Origin of the sequence: uncultured Capnocytophaga sp. (assembly GCF_963525585.1) — a bacterium.
GTDB lineage: Bacteria > Bacteroidota > Bacteroidia > Flavobacteriales > Flavobacteriaceae > Capnocytophaga.
On the sequence record NZ_CAURLX010000007.1, the window covers coordinates 1 to 15,276 of the forward strand.

Annotated in this window: 16 protein-coding genes; all 16 read right to left on the reverse strand. The window is 28.6% G+C overall.

What is annotated here, in order from left to right; translation table 11 throughout:
• Positions 1 to 112, reverse strand: a 112-nt coding sequence (locus RYK20_RS02890; protein ID WP_314894402.1) for a chorismate synthase, incomplete at its 3' end; no start/stop codon positions are given.
• An 18-nt stretch (positions 113 to 130) separates the two neighbouring features.
• Positions 131 to 892, reverse strand: a complete 762-nt coding sequence (locus tag RYK20_RS02895; protein WP_314894352.1) for a DUF6261 family protein — start codon at positions 890 to 892, stop codon at positions 131 to 133.
• A 623-nt stretch (positions 893 to 1,515) separates the two neighbouring features.
• A complete protein-coding gene (locus RYK20_RS02900) occupies positions 1,516 to 2,124 on the reverse strand; it encodes a DUF6707 family protein (protein WP_314894353.1) in 609 nt (202 codons plus the stop codon).
• A 27-nt stretch (positions 2,125 to 2,151) separates the two neighbouring features.
• On the reverse strand, positions 2,152 to 2,760 hold the full coding sequence (locus RYK20_RS02905) for a YigZ family protein (RefSeq protein ID WP_314894354.1): 609 nt from the start codon (positions 2,758 to 2,760) through the stop codon (positions 2,152 to 2,154).
• Between the two features lie 121 nt (positions 2,761 to 2,881).
• Positions 2,882 to 3,514 (reverse strand): glycosyltransferase family 2 protein, encoded by a 633-nt coding sequence (locus tag RYK20_RS02910; RefSeq protein WP_314894355.1) that lies wholly within the window; start codon positions 3,512 to 3,514, stop codon positions 2,882 to 2,884.
• Positions 3,515 to 3,621: 107 nt separating this feature from the next.
• Positions 3,622 to 4,881, reverse strand: coding sequence for an FAD-dependent oxidoreductase (locus RYK20_RS02915; protein ID WP_314894356.1), 1,260 nt, complete (start codon positions 4,879 to 4,881; stop codon positions 3,622 to 3,624).
• A 1-nt stretch (position 4,882) separates the two neighbouring features.
• Positions 4,883 to 5,641, reverse strand: coding sequence for a glycosyltransferase family 2 protein (locus RYK20_RS02920; RefSeq protein ID WP_314894357.1), 759 nt, complete (start codon positions 5,639 to 5,641; stop codon positions 4,883 to 4,885).
• Positions 5,642 to 5,645: 4 nt separating this feature from the next.
• Positions 5,646 to 6,629, reverse strand: coding sequence for a glycosyltransferase family 2 protein (locus tag RYK20_RS02925; RefSeq protein WP_314894358.1), 984 nt, complete (start codon positions 6,627 to 6,629; stop codon positions 5,646 to 5,648).
• Entirely contained in the window at positions 6,622 to 7,800 is a 1,179-nt protein-coding gene (locus tag RYK20_RS02930) for a glycosyltransferase (RefSeq protein ID WP_314894359.1), read from the reverse strand. Before RYK20_RS02930 ends, RYK20_RS02925 begins: the two co-directional genes overlap by 8 nt.
• On the reverse strand, positions 7,790 to 9,007 hold the full coding sequence (gene wzy / locus RYK20_RS02935; RefSeq protein WP_314894360.1) for an oligosaccharide repeat unit polymerase: 1,218 nt from the start codon (positions 9,005 to 9,007) through the stop codon (positions 7,790 to 7,792). Before wzy ends, RYK20_RS02930 begins: the two co-directional genes overlap by 11 nt.
• 10 nt (positions 9,008 to 9,017) lie before the next feature.
• Positions 9,018 to 9,815 (reverse strand): hypothetical protein, encoded by a 798-nt coding sequence (locus RYK20_RS02940; RefSeq protein WP_314894361.1) that lies wholly within the window; start codon positions 9,813 to 9,815, stop codon positions 9,018 to 9,020.
• Between the two features lie 29 nt (positions 9,816 to 9,844).
• Complete coding sequence (locus RYK20_RS02945) at positions 9,845 to 11,071, reverse strand: hypothetical protein (protein ID WP_314894362.1); 1,227 nt, start codon at positions 11,069 to 11,071, stop codon at positions 9,845 to 9,847.
• A 55-nt stretch (positions 11,072 to 11,126) separates the two neighbouring features.
• Complete coding sequence (locus RYK20_RS02950) at positions 11,127 to 11,789, reverse strand: CatB-related O-acetyltransferase (protein WP_314894363.1); 663 nt, start codon at positions 11,787 to 11,789, stop codon at positions 11,127 to 11,129.
• Entirely contained in the window at positions 11,786 to 12,700 is a 915-nt protein-coding gene (locus RYK20_RS02955; protein WP_314894364.1) for a glycosyltransferase family 2 protein, read from the reverse strand. The genes RYK20_RS02950 and RYK20_RS02955 overlap by 4 nt, the downstream gene beginning before the upstream one ends.
• A complete protein-coding gene (locus RYK20_RS02960) occupies positions 12,687 to 14,048 on the reverse strand; it encodes a polysaccharide biosynthesis protein (RefSeq protein WP_314894365.1) in 1,362 nt (453 codons plus the stop codon). The genes RYK20_RS02955 and RYK20_RS02960 overlap by 14 nt, the downstream gene beginning before the upstream one ends.
• 308 nt (positions 14,049 to 14,356) lie before the next feature.
• A complete protein-coding gene (locus RYK20_RS02965) occupies positions 14,357 to 15,253 on the reverse strand; it encodes an NAD(P)-dependent oxidoreductase (protein ID WP_314894366.1) in 897 nt (298 codons plus the stop codon).
• Positions 15,254 to 15,276: the final 23 nt, after the last annotated feature.

Below are 15,276 nucleotides of genomic sequence, written 5' to 3' on the forward strand. Positions count from 1 at the left end.
AGTCCAATGCGATTCCCGCAGGGCAACCATCAATCACGCCACCTATAGCCTCTCCGTGCGATTCACCAAAGGTAGTAAGCCTAAAAAGATTCCCAAATGTATTTCCTGCCATAATAGTTCTTTATTCTACCTAATTTTTTATTTCAGTAGTTTTATTTACTTTCTTATTACTAGTTCCTTGTGATAAACGTTGCTTATTGGAACTCATTGTATCAGATACTAATTTATTAAGTAGTTTAATAAAATTAGCACTTTCTTCTGATTGCGATACCATATGCTGACCTGAAACACATTTTACAAGATACCTATATAATTCTGTGGCTTCCTTACGTACTTTTTTTGAGTTGATAAGTACATTAGAAAGTTGATTTTCAGCTCTTCCAGTAGTAAATTTATAGCATTCAGCATTTGCCTCTGTAAGCAATCTTACTGTATTTCCTAATCCTAAAGTATTCAAATGAGGAGCTAATTCAGGCTTTTTTATATCTAAAAGGAAGCCTTCAATAGTTTGTGTCTTTTGTCCTAAAGGCAAAGTGTGAATACCTGCATAGTTCTTAAGTGCTCCATATAATATAGTACCTGCCTCCCTTCTAATTTCTAAAGGATTTTTTTGTTCTAGCTTAAAAGAAGATAATAAATATACCATATATTTACTTCTTTGTTTATCCCATTCATTAATCTTCTTCGTTTCTTTGCTATATCTACTTTGACGCGTAGCTTCAGTAAGATACTCCTGATATTTAAGAAGTTTATTATAGACTTCTTGCTCTAAGTTCAGATGCTCTAAACCTACATTCTTGACTAAGTCCAACATACTTTTGATAAAGTGAGCATACTCCACACTATTCAATTTCTCTAACTTAATATTCTTTATATCCAATACAACTTTCATATATTTTACCTTTAATTATTACAAATGATATTATTCATCGCACAAATATACGTTTTTTTACTTATAAAACAATAAAAAACTATTTTTTTATTGTTAAAAATATTAAAAAATTATTTTTATAAATATTATTTATACTTTTATATATAATAAAACTATTATAAATTAATATTATAACGTATTTTTATATATATAAACTTATAATCTGTACTAATAGAATATACTTTTATATATACAAAACTATAATTATATGTTTCCGAAATATACTTTTATATATATAAACTTATAATCTGCACTACTTGAATGTATTTTTACATATATAAAACTATAATTATATGTTTCCGAAATATACTTTTATATATATAAATTCATAATCTGCACTACTTGAACGTATTTTTACATATATAAATCTATAATTATATATTTCCGAAATATATTTTTATATATATAAATTTATAATCTGTACTACTTAAACATACTTTAATATATAAAAAAATAGGATTCCATACTTACGGAATCCATTTTTATATAAATAAAAGTTGAAAGCTATACTACAAGATTGAGCATAAATCTATATTTAAGTTATAAAATACAATAATTCATTTAGCTAATGATATATAAAATTACTAAAAAGAAGCCTTATCAATATGATTTACGATAAATTGCTTTTCCTCCTCAATCATAGAATCCAACTTTTCAATAGGATAAGCTTCTGAGCCGCCTCTAATTTTCATATATTTAAGTATATTATATTGAAGATAATGATGATGAATCTCTGCCTTAATATCATTGCGTTTTATTGCATTTTCTATTTCTTCCGTATGTAATAGAGATCCATTTAGCACCCTATCCAATATTCTCTTAGATTTACGTTGTTGAGCTTCATCTCCTCTTTCAAATACTAGAGTCATTTTGTCCATAAGGACTTTAACTTTTTGAAATTCTTTCCTCTCTTGATATATGAAGTATTCTAATATCAGAACATCTCTCACTTTTTCCCAGATAAGCATATCCCCTGTAAACTCTATTTTATCAATTATACTAGAGGTTTGTAAAGCTAATTCTGCATTTCCCAATACTTCTAATAATATTGCCAATGTTTTTATACTCTGTAGGGTATCTACATTCTCTAAATTAGCATTGGTCTTTTTTATAAATTCAATATTTTTTGTAAATACGTCCTGAGGATAAGATTGTAATATCCTATCTAAAATATCTTCTACTTGTGTGTCCATCCTTTTATCATTTAATTTTTACTAAGTTTATCCCTCTATCGGTGTGATAGTAACTTCATAAAGCTGTTCAAAAAGCTGTTCTACATAGCTGGCTTCAGCCTTACGTACCTCTATAAGAAGGGTACAGTTCAGTTCTAAGGTCAGGGAAACAATAGTCAGGTTCCTATCCTTGATGATTTTCATCACCTTATTCATATCCTTATAATCAAAGACAATTTTGTAAGTAAGGTCAATGGTGCGTTCCTCTATCTCAGCCTCTTGTAAGGTGAGCTGAGCGGTAGTTTTGTAGGCGGTAATAAGTCCGCCCACACCCAGCTTGATACCACCAAAGTAGCGCACTACAATCAGTAGGACATTGGTTAGCTCAAAGGATTGTATCTGCCTGTAGATAGGTAGCCCTGCCGTGCCGCTGGGTTCGCCATCGTCATTCGCTCTATAGGTAAAGTGCTCTTTGCCCAACTGATAGGCATAGCACCAATGCCGCGCAGAAAAGTGTTCTTTCTTAACCGCCTCCAAGTGCTTTTTCACCTCCTCCTCAGTGGTGATAGGGTACAAATAGCCTATAAACTTACTGCTCTTATCCTTATAGATAATGTCAGTAACAGGCTGTCTGATAGTCTTGTAGGTATCTGTCATAGAGATAGTATTATAGCTTGTAAATGGTTTAGCTCAAAAATAAAACAAGGGAAATAGAATTCCCTTGCAAATATAAAGATATTTTGTGAATAAATATTTCATTCTTAGGATAGAATCTTATTTATCTTCTTAGATATTGTAAAATTTTGGAGAGAGGTTTCATCAAAAAAATAAAAGGAGAAACAGATAAACCGTTGTCTTTCCAAGCTTTATAGCACTCCTTATTAGCTTTAATAATGTTTTTAATACTTTGATTACTAGCACCTCCTACACGCATCCTTACTAAAGTTTTAGGTATATACCCTACTTTTATTTTATTCTTTTCTATAAAACGTAACATTATTTCATAATCTGCCCCTATTTTATATTTCAGATTAAAGTTACCATATTTATCATATACTTCTTTTTTTACAAAAAAAGTAGGATGTGCAGGGTGCCACCCTTTCTTAAACAATCCTGCTTTATAGTATTTAGATTTCCAATAACGAACAACTTTATCAGTATCTTCCTCATCTACATATTCTAAATCTCCATATACAGCATCATAGCCTCCTTGCAATACCTCTTTTACAACCGATGTTATTACATCTGTTGAAATATAAAAATCATCAGAGTTAAGGATTCCTATAATATCTCCTGTAGCAAGAGCTATACCTTTATTCATCGCATCATAGATACCTTTATCAGACTCTGAAACTATTTTAGTAACTCTATTAGGTGTACTTTTTATGAGTTCTAGTAGCCTCTCACTCATACAAATTTATAGGCTGTACATAGTCATCTCTTTTATTTTTAAATTATTAACAGATGAAAAATTAATAAAATAGTAACACAATATCCTCTCTTTTAAAAATGTTATTTTTAGTTTATGTTAAAGTGTAGAGTTCTTATTCCCTCTGCTAAATCTTTTGCTTCTATAATATTATCTTCAATAGAACAATATGTCCAACTTCCATAACGCCCGATAGAATAAATATTATCTTTAGCCAATTGTTTTTTATATTTTTCTACAGTTTGTATTCCTTTCTGATTAATATGGACATAGGCAGGATCCATTACCACAGAATGATAATCTATAAGTTCTTCATCTTTTACCACCCCTATCTTTTTTAGATCTTCAAGTAGCTTATGTAGGTACTTTTGTTCATCTTCTATAATGGAATTGTTAGGGAAACCCATTTCTATATATAGAGACATTTTTGAAGTTCCCAAGATATTATCATAGTATCCCATGCGATAGAAGCAGATTTCTTTATCAGGAATATATACCCAACTACTTTCTGTGTCAGATCCTTTTTTATTGAAGCCTAAATTGAAAACTAATACTTTGTTCCAAGTAAAATATTCTTTAGTGTAGGAAATATCACAAAGTTCTAATAATAAAGGAAAAGGTATAGTGGAAATTAGGTTGTCATACTTTATTTCTCGTTTGTTTGTATAAGCGATTTTGTTATGAATATCTATTTTTATTACTTTTTCATTCAAGGAGACTTTAGTATCATCAACATTCTTATAAAGGGAATTAATATATTCAATAGCTCCTCCAGTTGGATATACAAAGTACTCATTATAGGAAGTACTTGCTTGCTCTTTAAAGTTTAAAATAATTTCTTCCTTATTAGCTTTTGGGAAAAATCTTCCCATGGCATCGGCATCCAAACTATTTAGATCACAAGCATAAAGTTTTTCATTGTAAGGAATGAGAAATTTTTCAGCAATACTTCTGCCTAATTTGGCATATACCATGTCTTTGAAAGATTCTATATCCCCATATTCATCTGCTTTGAATAAGTCATATAAACAATCTATAAATTCCTCTTTTTCAAGTTGATGTATGTTTTTTTGAAAAGGAAAGTCAATATATTTACCTTTATATAGAATTTTTGTATTTTTCTTAACTTTTTTAAGTGTTTTGGGATCTATGTATTTACATATTAATTCCTTTAATTTTTCATCCCTAAAATGGAAAAAATGACCAGAATAGTCCCAAACAAACTCTCCTCTTTTTACTGTTTTACAATATCCCCCAATCTCATTGGTAGCCTCTACCATACAATAATCATTGTTGGTAAATGTTGCATATGAAATACCAGATACACCAGCACCTATAATTAAATCCATATTATTTTCTATATTTTAAGAAACCATTTATAGCCCAACAGCTTAAATAGTGTAAACTTTTTATTAAACCTAACTTTTCAACTTTGTAATAAACCATGAACTGAGGTTTAATTACTTTCTTTTTATTTCCTGTAGTACTGCTTGCGAAAACGCGATAAGAAGCTAAAACCTCTATATTCCCATAAGCAATTTTTACTTTTTTAAGGGCTTGTAGCCAAAAAACAAAGTCATCTCTCAAGCTTTTTAATTCATCCTTAAAGTATTGTTCCCCTACTTGTTCTCTGTCATATAAAGCAGTAAGGCAAGAAATAGAACAAGTTTTAAGCAAAGCTTTATATGTTACAGACTCTGGAACTATAAAAGGTTCTAATTTTTGTTCTCCTTGTTCATCTATTCTTCTATAAGAAGAAAAAACTAAAGCTGCATTTTTTTCTTTTAAAAAATTAATTTGTTTTTCTAAAAAAACAGCATCCCACAAATCATCTGCATCTAAAAAACAGATATATTGACCTTGTGCATTTCTTAAAGCGTTATTTCTTGCTGTAGCAGAACCTGCATTGGGTTGATTGATTAGTTTGATACGACTATCTTTTTGTACGTAGTCTTCTACAATTTTAGCCGAACTATCTTTTGAACCATCATTTACAATAATCATCTCCCAGTTCTTATATGTTTGTGAAAGAACTGACTGTATAGTTAGTCCTATGTATTTTTCAGCATTATACATAGGAGTAATAATAGATATTAAACCTTGTTTCATTTTATTATACTTTATATTTCTTTTTTAACCATCTATAGCTTTTATAAATACCTCTTGTAATAAAAGGCATTTTCAATAACATAAAACTTATTGTTATTTTTTGAAATATCCCATATCCATTGTTGTTAAATATATATTTAAATTTATTTACCTCTGGATGAATTAAATAAAAGTACTTTGTATATTTTTTATCTAAAATAAACATTTTTTTCCAAAAAACTAACATAGTTCTAAATTCCTCAATATACCTATTTTTTGTTGGTTTTAGTATTTCCTCAAAAACCTTAATACAATGAATTGTATCATTAATATATTCTTTATTCATTGTTTTGGTAATAGAGTTTTCATTATATTGTGTGTAGTATAGAAAAGCTTTAGGAATATATGACACTTTTTCTGTGCTCAAAAAAAGTTTTAACATCATTTCGTAATCCTCTCCCATATTTACTTTACCTTGAGGTAAAATATTATTATTTAAGTAAAAATCTTTTCTTATAAGTGTATTGCAGAAAGAGGGATGTACTCGCCCCAACATTATATTCTTTATATTGAAATCAATATTAGATTTATATTCCTCTTTTCTATATGTTTTTTTTCCTGTGATAAAGCTAACATAATAATCACATGCAACAATATCAGCATTCTCCTTTTTACCTTTGTTATATAGGATACTAATCATATTAGATTCTATCCAATCGTCAGAGTCTATTTGAATTACATATTCTCCTGATGCCTCTAACATTCCTTTTTTGCGGGTTTTTGCTACTCCTAAATTATACTCATTCTCTAATAATTTTATATCTCCCTTTCTATCACACTGATCCACAATTTTTTTAAGAATTTTAAAACTATCATCAGGTGTAGCATCATTGATAAAGATATACTCTATAGAATTAAAGTCTTGATTCAATAGAGATTTCGCACAACGCTCTATAAATTTTTCAGCTTTATATATAGGTATAATAATAGATACTTTATAATCAATCATTGGTAATAAATTTTATTTTTTTTAGGGATTCATTTAATTCCTCAGAAATAGTACTTATGGAAAGTCTATTTTGTATAGATTGATAATCGAATGAATTTTGAGTTGATTTTAAGTTATTATGATTTAAAAAATCTGCTATTTTTTCTACGGACTCAAAAAGAAACCCAAATTCTCCAAACTTTTTAAAAATATAATCAAAATAATCATTTTTTAAGGCTATAATAGGTTTTTGTAAACTTAAGGCGTCTAGTATAGCGCCACTAGCCATTAGTTGATAAGAGTCTGTAGGATATAAATATAGAATAAAGTCCAATTTCTTTACTCTTGCTTCTAATTCATCTCTTGGAACAATTCCTTTCCCTAAATTATTAGGCAAATCAATATTTAATTTTTTAAGTTTATCTAAAGCATAAAAAATTTTACCTGTGATGGAAAATTTTATTTTATTATTATTAACTAATGATACTAAATAACAAAACTCATCAGCTCCTTTTTTTTTATAAAATAATCCAACAGTACCTATTTTTATAGAATCAGAAAAGGTGTCTTTATTTTTGATATCTTTTTTAAAAAAATAAGAGTGATCTATTGTAATGAAGCTATTTGAAATATTGGATGGGGTCGTTTTCTTTATATTTTTTAAAATAGAATCTCCTAAGACAACAAATTTTATATTTTTCTCTATATGTATTTTTTTATTTAAGAAAAAAGATCGCCCTAATTTAAATAGGAGTCTATTAAAAGGACCAAAAAAAGAATAATCTGCAATTAAATATTCCATCTCTCCATGACAAAAAATAAGGATTTTTCTATGAAATATTTTATTAAGTATATTCATAGCTCTAACAGCTAACATATTATTATAATTAAAAACTAATATATCAGTTTTCTTAGCAATTATAATAAACCATAAGTTATAAAAAAAACTACATAGATATAACAGAAAATTTGAAAGTCGTGATTTTGCAATAGGTAGCCAAATATTCTTTACATCAATATTATTAGTATCAATCTGATTTTCTTTTAATATATTTATTTCATCATTAGCATTACATTTTTCGCCATACAAAATAATTTTATTAATTTTTTTTTGTAACATTGCTAACAATGAAGCGTTAAATAATAGATGATTACCATCTGTACAAAGAGTATCTATATATTTAATTTGCATTTTGTTTATAAATATTGGTTGAAAAGATTAGGTGTAAAGTTCTAAGTATTAATAATGTAAAGAACATGATAATACATACTAATAAACAATTGAAAAATTCGATGGAAACACCACTAACACAAGGTCCTGATAGTATTAAAAATCCAAATTCGAGATTCATAGAAAAGTTTATTCTTCTTATTATTGTAAAAACAGAGAAACAAATCAATATTATTGCAATAATATTGATTATTAATGTTACAGGAGAACTGTATAATGAAAAAATTAAAATACCAATAGTCCCTAGCATAAAAGAAACATTTTCAGGCGTGTCCTCTTTTAAGATTTGTTCAGGTGATTTTTCTTTTCCAAATTTAGCACTATCTATAGTTGCTAACATTCTTTTTACATAAAAAAAAGTGTTATATTGTTGTGCTGCAACATAATAAAAAGCGGCTCTATCTATCAGAATTGCTGTGTTAGAAAAACTTGATAAACGACCAGCAAATTTACCAGCAATGAGCGTATTTGTTTCATACTTAATATTTCCTTCACCAACACCTCTTAACACATCTCTTTGATTATAAGCATATTCTATTAAGGTAGGAAATATTATAAAACCTATAATACAGAAAAAAAGATATTTTTTTAAAAAAAAACTTAGTTCAGCATAGTATTTCACTACTAAAAGAATTAGACAAGAATATACAACTCCTATAAAAGCTTTTACAATTCCTAATAGAATTAATAATAGAATAGTAATAATAATGGATTTATATTTTTGCTTTGGAATGACAAAGATTAGAAAAGTCGCCCAAATATTGGGATCAAAACGTAAAATGATTTGTATGAAAAGCTTAAATAAAGGAGGCGCTTCATAAATCGGAGCAAGAGCTTTACCAACCCCAAAAAACCAACTAATAAAAATATGAGATATGAGCAAAAAGAAAACAAATATTTGTATTGTCTTTATATTTATATAAACTTTCTTTATTTTATTACTTTTCCTCTTGTATGATTTGTAAATTTTCCATAGAAATAAAAAAGGAAATGTAGAAACTATCCAAATAATGGTTAATACTAGCTCACTTAGTCTAACATCATATTCAAGAAAATCTCCATTATATTCTTTTTTTATTACGGCATATAGGTAGCTTATAGTGATATATATAATATTTAAGATTAATGTAAATCGAATTGCTTTTTCAGCCTCGAGGTTACTATTCATAATATAAAATTTAAGGGAAAAGAACTCTAATAAACATTTTCAAAGGACCTTCTCCATAATCAACTTTTAGCTTTTTTGATATATAATTTGAATATCCTCTATTTATGATTCCTTTATGAAAAGGAATATGTTCTGCTATATATTCCCCTTCTGAGTTGGGGTTTTTTTCAGCAGCATATATTAATCCTTTGATGGCCTCGTACTTATATATTCCAATTCCTCCAAAAGCTGAAAAACAATTTAAATAGGAGGTTTTGTCTATCATTCTATCTAATTTTCTCTTCTGTAGGAACATTTCATAAGGTGTAATGATACTATCTTCTTTTTCTTTAAAAGCAAATAAATCATATTGTCTTCTGCAAATAATTTTTCCAAATAAACAAAGTTTCTGAGTACCATTTGCAAAAAGTCCTCCCCAATCATTAGGAGCTTCTTCTATTGTTTTTATTATTCCCATTATATCAAAGTCTAAGATATCAATATCTATGACGATAACATAATCAATAGGAAAATTAATATTATTCTCTATGTATTCTATATACATATTTCTATAGGAGGCCATTTTTTCTATTCTATTATAACTTCTCATCTCCTTATCTTCAGAAGAAGCTATAGTTAATGTGCCAAAATCCTGGAGAATACTTTTCACTCCAACTGAGTTTTGTTCCCAGTTTCTTAATACTTCCTTTGTATTGTCCTTGCTGTCATTCTCAATAATAACAACGGCTGTATTTTTGAAAAAAGAACGTAGTCTCTCTAGCTTAGGAATATTCTTTGTAATGGATGTAGCACAATCTCTTGCTAACATACATATCACAATATTTTTATCTGATACATTCATTTCTTCTTTATTAAAAATATTTGATTTTCAAATCGGACAAATTGACCTAAGAAACTAATGAAGCTACTATAAAATCGTATTCCTACTATTTTTTTAATCAAATAAAATATTGTTTTCATAGTAGATTCAACTTTCCCTTTTTTCTTTTTTTCAGTAGGAGATAGAGAAGAAAAAGCATAAGTTTTGCGATTAGATAATAATCGATTCTTTTTTAATATATTTCTAAAATTACTATTCTGTTGGAATGGATCTTCTACAGTAGAATCATTTATTACTCTAAATAATCTACGATGTATTGGCATTATATTTTCTCCATCATTAAAGGCATTGAAAGAATATGTCATTTTTGAATATAGTTCATATCCATTTTTGTATTCAGCCTCAATATATTCTTTTATAAGAGGGATATAAGATGGAAAAATGTCTGTATTATATTTAGGATGCCTCCTATTTAGAACTTTTTCATTGAAAGGATCAAATCCTGAGAAATGGAAGAATAATAAAGGGAACTCTTGTTTTGTTATCAAATCTTTGATATAATACTTATTTTCATGTATTAAAAGTTCTCTTTCATGCAGATTCCATATAGCAGGGTTGATTCCTGGATGTTGTGTTATATAGGTATCATTTGGGAAAAAGGCAGGAATAAAATCCATCCAACGTTGGTCTACATGTAAAGCATCTATCTTATCGGCATAACATTTATCTTCTAAACGATTCATCCACCACTTTATAATTTTTTTACCTATTAAATCATTTTTAATTGCACCAAAACCCAAATTATATATACCAACAAATAATAACTCTTCTTCTGGTACTGAACCTGTATAATTCTCTTGAATATGGCAATAATGAGGAGATAATACTATAGATTTATGATCTAAGTAATCAAAAATAGTATCTAACGAGTCTGTAACATAAATATCAGGATCTAAATAAATCACTTTATCATAACCTTCTTTAAATAACTTATTAAAACAAAAAGGTTTTATTGAAGTAGAAAACTCAATAACATTATATTTAAAAGCCATTTGTTTCCAATAAGAAATCCAATTTTCATCAAGCAATACTAAAGATTCTTTAGGAATGTCTTCTTCTTCTACTTTATCAGCTAAAAAAATTTGAAAGTCTACATCTTTATTATGTTTTAAACAAGATTCTTTCAAAGTTAATGCTTGTGCTAAATAGTTTTTTGCACAGATTGTAAAAACTACTTTTTTCATTTTCTCTGATTATATTAAGTATTATAATAGTATAGTTTAATAAAATAACTATTTTTTATCTGTTAGATATTTTTTTTATTTGTTGTACAACTTCTTCTGAGAGTTCTTTATAGAATAAATCAATATTTTCTAATACTACCTTTTTTGGAATATCTATTAAACTAGGTAGCATAAGTCTAAGTTCCTTATTATTTCTATATCTTATAATTTTTGCAGGATTTCCTCCTATTATACTATAAGGAGCGACATCTTTAGTCACTACACTGCCAGCAGCTACTATAGCTCCTTTTGCTATAGTTATTCCAGATAAAATAGTAACATTCGCCCCAATCCAAACTTCATCTTCTATTATTATCTTTCCCTTAGTTAGGGCATCCTTTTCAGGGCAAAGTTCTATAAACTTAGATGCTATAGGATAATTAGAATATGTATTCATTTGATGATTACCTCCTAATATGAACCATACATTAGAGGCTATACTCACAAAATTCCCTATTTCTAAGCCTTCTTCTTTATTTTCATAAGAGAGTATATTAAGTTCTCCATATGTTCCCTCTCCTATTGTAATAATAGGATTTCCTCCTAATATGTTTCTGATTATTGTATAATTATGCTTATTATTATATCTCCATTGATAGGCACGTTTTTTTTCTTGAAAAGAACGCTTGATATCACCCAACATACTTCTGATAATCCTTAAATAGTCAAGTATTTTCATCTCCTCAGTATTCTTTTTAATAACAATTTCAGTATTCCTTTATAGAAATAGATATTTCCTCCAAAATATTGGAATAGTATTCTCCAACCTCCTTCTGTCTTGAATCTTCCTTTATCTTTTTTGAAATATATCTTATTTATAAAATCTAATAAGAATTCATTAAAAAAACGTTTTTTTTCTTTCTTATAATAAAAAACCTCATTTTTAGTGTCTGCCAACATTTCTCGGCGAATGGTGAGGTAATTCACCACAAATACTTCAAAAAAGTTATAACCACCATTAGTAGCTCCATCAGCAGCATCTTCAAAAATCCGTCTATTAATCATTAAATTTTTCTGACTTTCTTTAGCTGCTGCTATATAAAATGGTATTTGTATAAAATGAGTACCTATATATTTTTTATAATTAATTTTATCTACAAATTTAGTAGTAATAATATTGGAACTTATAAAAGTTATCCAATAGCTGATATCACTCAAATATTCTTCAATAGTTTGATATATTTGTATTTCTTCATCTCTTTTAGGGAAAACTTTGAGGTGAATCAATCCATAATCAGTATTCTTAAGTTTAGCCAATAAGAAAGATAAAGCTCCTTCTTTTAAAAAATCATCATCCCCTAAAACCCAAACATATTGAGCTGTTGCTTTCTTAAAACATTGTACAAAGTTACCATCCATACCTAAATTAGTAGGATTTTTGCTATAAACAATAGGCATTCCCGTTTGAATATAGTTCTGTACTACCTCCTCAGTGTTATCAGGAGAACAGTTATCAGATACAATAAGTTCTATTTCATTACAATCAATTGTTTTCAGCTCTTTTTGTATAGCTTTTAGAGCGTTGTCTAATATTTTTGCCCTATTATAAGTAGGAATACAGATACTCAATATTTTTTTATATTGACTCATAGTACTTCTGTTTTTTAGTTTTAAAGATATAGTAACTCATAGGCAAACTCACACAAGTTACTATTATGAGATATCCACAAATAAGCGTCTCAATAGTAAAATATTTGGCAGTAATATACATTTCAAATACACAACAGAGCCCAATAAAAAAGGCTTGGAACAAAAAAGGCTCCCTCTTAAAACACCGCAATGCTGTTGCCCACGTATTGATGATATTGTTAAAAGGTACTGATAGAAAAAATACGGCACATAACGGTAAGGGCAAAAAACGATTTCCTAAGCTGAAATCAAAATATTGTAGTCCCATAATAAATGCAAGCGCTCCTAAGATTACTAACACAGCCACTAAACTCGATTTGGTAAGAGTACTCTCTACAGAATTATCTAATTCTTTATATTCTCTTTTAGCAATCAAAGAAGACCACAAAGGTATTTTAGTAGATGTCCAACTTACTACTAACGAGAGAATAGCATTTAAAATAGTAAGTGTCATACCTACTTGTCCCGCTACTACTGGTCCATAAAAAGCAAATACAATAGGGTTAAAAGCCTGAAAAATAAAATAGCCACTTGCCCAACTAAGAGCTATTTTCCACTGCAATGGAAATATTTCTTGCCAATAACTTATTTTTTCAACGAGAGGTTGCTTCCACAATGTATATAAGATCTTAGCATAGCCTCCTCCTAAATATAAACTTACAAGTACTATAAACCCTACCATTGCATTAATCGCCACCACATATAATTTCGCCCCTAATACTAAACTCAACCAAGAAATACTCATTACTGTAATTTGCTGAATGAGTGCTAACCGAGCCATTTCCTTTACTTTATGCATCCCTTGTAAAATTGCCATTATAGGAGATAGCAATAGATTACTTCCAGCAAAAAAAGCTACTATTAGCCAAGGAGCCTTCCATTGGATATATTCGATAGCCACAGTGTTTCTATAAAAAAAATAACCTCCTCCAAAAGTAAGTGCTAATAGCAATAAGAAAGCAAAAACGGCATACCACTTTACTGAAAAATGTAAAATAGAAGCCAATCGAGAAATGTGCTTTTTATCCCCTTCAAAAGTATTATTTTTTATTCTTATATGAGCCATTTCGTGAGCTACAAATTGGGTAAGGATACCTCCTAAACCTAACTCAAAAAATATTTGAATAGCCAATACAGAAGCAAAAGTAAAATAGAATCCTTGTTCCTCTTTTGAAAGAAACTTAGCAATCAGAAAAACGGTAACAATACCTCCTCCTGCTTGGATAATCCTTGCAGAGGTGGTGTAGAGTATAGCTCCATCTATTCCTAATTTATCAAAGACTGTCTCTCGTATTCTTTTTATATTCATCTTTTTTCTCTATGTATTGATAGTTTTGTAATATTTTGATAAATTTATTTTACCATCTCTAAAGAAATGAGTTTTGATGTCTAATTTGTTTTTTACAAAACAAAAGTCTGATAGAGATTTTATACCCAATAATAGAAATTGTAATTGAATATTAGATTTTTAATGAATCTTAGGGAACTGATTAAATGTTATTAGTAATTATGTTATTTACTTCTTCTAAAAAATGAAAGTAGTAAAATCTCCAGAGTATTTAGTTAACCAATATAATTACTTTTATCTATAAAAACATAATAATTTTGTGAGATATTCTATTTAATTTCTTTTTTTACAAATATTTCTATATTTTCTTCTAGAGTCCTTTTAGGTTGCCACCCTAAAGAGCATAATACACTATTATCTACTTGAGGTTCCATAATTTCTCCCTCTCGGTAAGGAAGTGCTCCAAAATTCAATTGGGTTTCAATAGGACTACCTTTTAGTTTTTCTAATGTACTTTTTACTAGTGTTACAAAAGTTTTTACAGGGGTAAGTACTCCAGTACCTACTTCTATATCATTAAAGGCTTTTAATTGTGTCGCTTGTTCTAAACAAGTAAGATAAGCACTTACCACATCATCTATATATATAAAATCACGCTTTTGTGTGCCAGCTGTGAGCGGTATGGTTGGTTTTTGTTGTTTGAGTTCATTCAAGATCCAAGTAGTGAATTTATCATTACCATCTTGCTCGCCAAACATATGTTCTAATTTTAGGTTTATTACTTGTATCTTATCAGAAGCTACTTGCAGCCACTCTTCAAATTGCTTTTTAGATAAAGCATAATAATTTAAATATTTATATGATAAAGCTCCAATATTAAAAAAAGTGCCAGTATTAAAAAAAGACTTAGAATTAAAAGAAATACTAGTGTTTAGCAATTTGACACCAAACATTAAATTTGTTTCTAGTATTTCTTGCATGCTTTCTCCTTTTTTACCATACGCACAAGCTGTATGAATAACAATATCTATAGCCTGCTCTTCAAAAGCCGTTTGCAAGGGCACACGATCTATATCATAGCTTTTAAAAGCGTTTTCAAAACCTTTTAAACGCCACATATCAGAGGTAGAACGTTTGAGTACTACTACTTCATAACCCTTACTTACCAATGCTTTTAGCAAGTGGCTCCCCAAAAAACCTGTCGCTCCTGTTAAAAGTACTCTCATAATCTGCTTACCTGCCGTAACTG

Excerpts from the sequence above, each read along its gene's own strand:
- RYK20_RS02925 (WP_314894358.1), bottom strand. The coding sequence starts at position 6,629 with ATGATTGATTATAAAGTATCTATTATTATACCTATATATAAAGCTGAA.
- RYK20_RS02930 (WP_314894359.1), bottom strand. The coding sequence starts at position 7,800 with ATGCAAATTAAATATATAGATACTCTTTGTACAGATGGTAATCATCTA.
- RYK20_RS02900 (WP_314894353.1), bottom strand. The coding sequence starts at position 2,124 with ATGGACACACAAGTAGAAGATATTTTAGATAGGATATTACAATCTTAT.
- RYK20_RS02910 (WP_314894355.1), bottom strand. The coding sequence starts at position 3,514 with ATGAGTGAGAGGCTACTAGAACTCATAAAAAGTACACCTAATAGAGTT.
- RYK20_RS02945 (WP_314894362.1), bottom strand. The coding sequence starts at position 11,071 with ATGAAAAAAGTAGTTTTTACAATCTGTGCAAAAAACTATTTAGCACAA.
- RYK20_RS02960 (WP_314894365.1), bottom strand. The coding sequence starts at position 14,048 with ATGAATATAAAAAGAATACGAGAGACAGTCTTTGATAAATTAGGAATA.
- RYK20_RS02950 (WP_314894363.1), bottom strand. The coding sequence starts at position 11,789 with ATGAAAATACTTGACTATTTAAGGATTATCAGAAGTATGTTGGGTGAT.
- RYK20_RS02905 (WP_314894354.1), bottom strand. The coding sequence starts at position 2,760 with ATGACAGATACCTACAAGACTATCAGACAGCCTGTTACTGACATTATC.
- RYK20_RS02895 (WP_314894352.1), bottom strand. The coding sequence starts at position 892 with ATGAAAGTTGTATTGGATATAAAGAATATTAAGTTAGAGAAATTGAAT.
- RYK20_RS02965 (WP_314894366.1), bottom strand. The coding sequence starts at position 15,253 with ATGAGAGTACTTTTAACAGGAGCGACAGGTTTTTTGGGGAGCCACTTG.
- wzy (WP_314894360.1), bottom strand. The coding sequence starts at position 9,007 with ATGAATAGTAACCTCGAGGCTGAAAAAGCAATTCGATTTACATTAATC.
- RYK20_RS02920 (WP_314894357.1), bottom strand. The coding sequence starts at position 5,641 with ATGAAACAAGGTTTAATATCTATTATTACTCCTATGTATAATGCTGAA.
- RYK20_RS02955 (WP_314894364.1), bottom strand. The coding sequence starts at position 12,700 with ATGAGTCAATATAAAAAAATATTGAGTATCTGTATTCCTACTTATAAT.
- RYK20_RS02940 (WP_314894361.1), bottom strand. The coding sequence starts at position 9,815 with ATGTTAGCAAGAGATTGTGCTACATCCATTACAAAGAATATTCCTAAG.
- RYK20_RS02915 (WP_314894356.1), bottom strand. The coding sequence starts at position 4,881 with ATGGATTTAATTATAGGTGCTGGTGTATCTGGTATTTCATATGCAACA.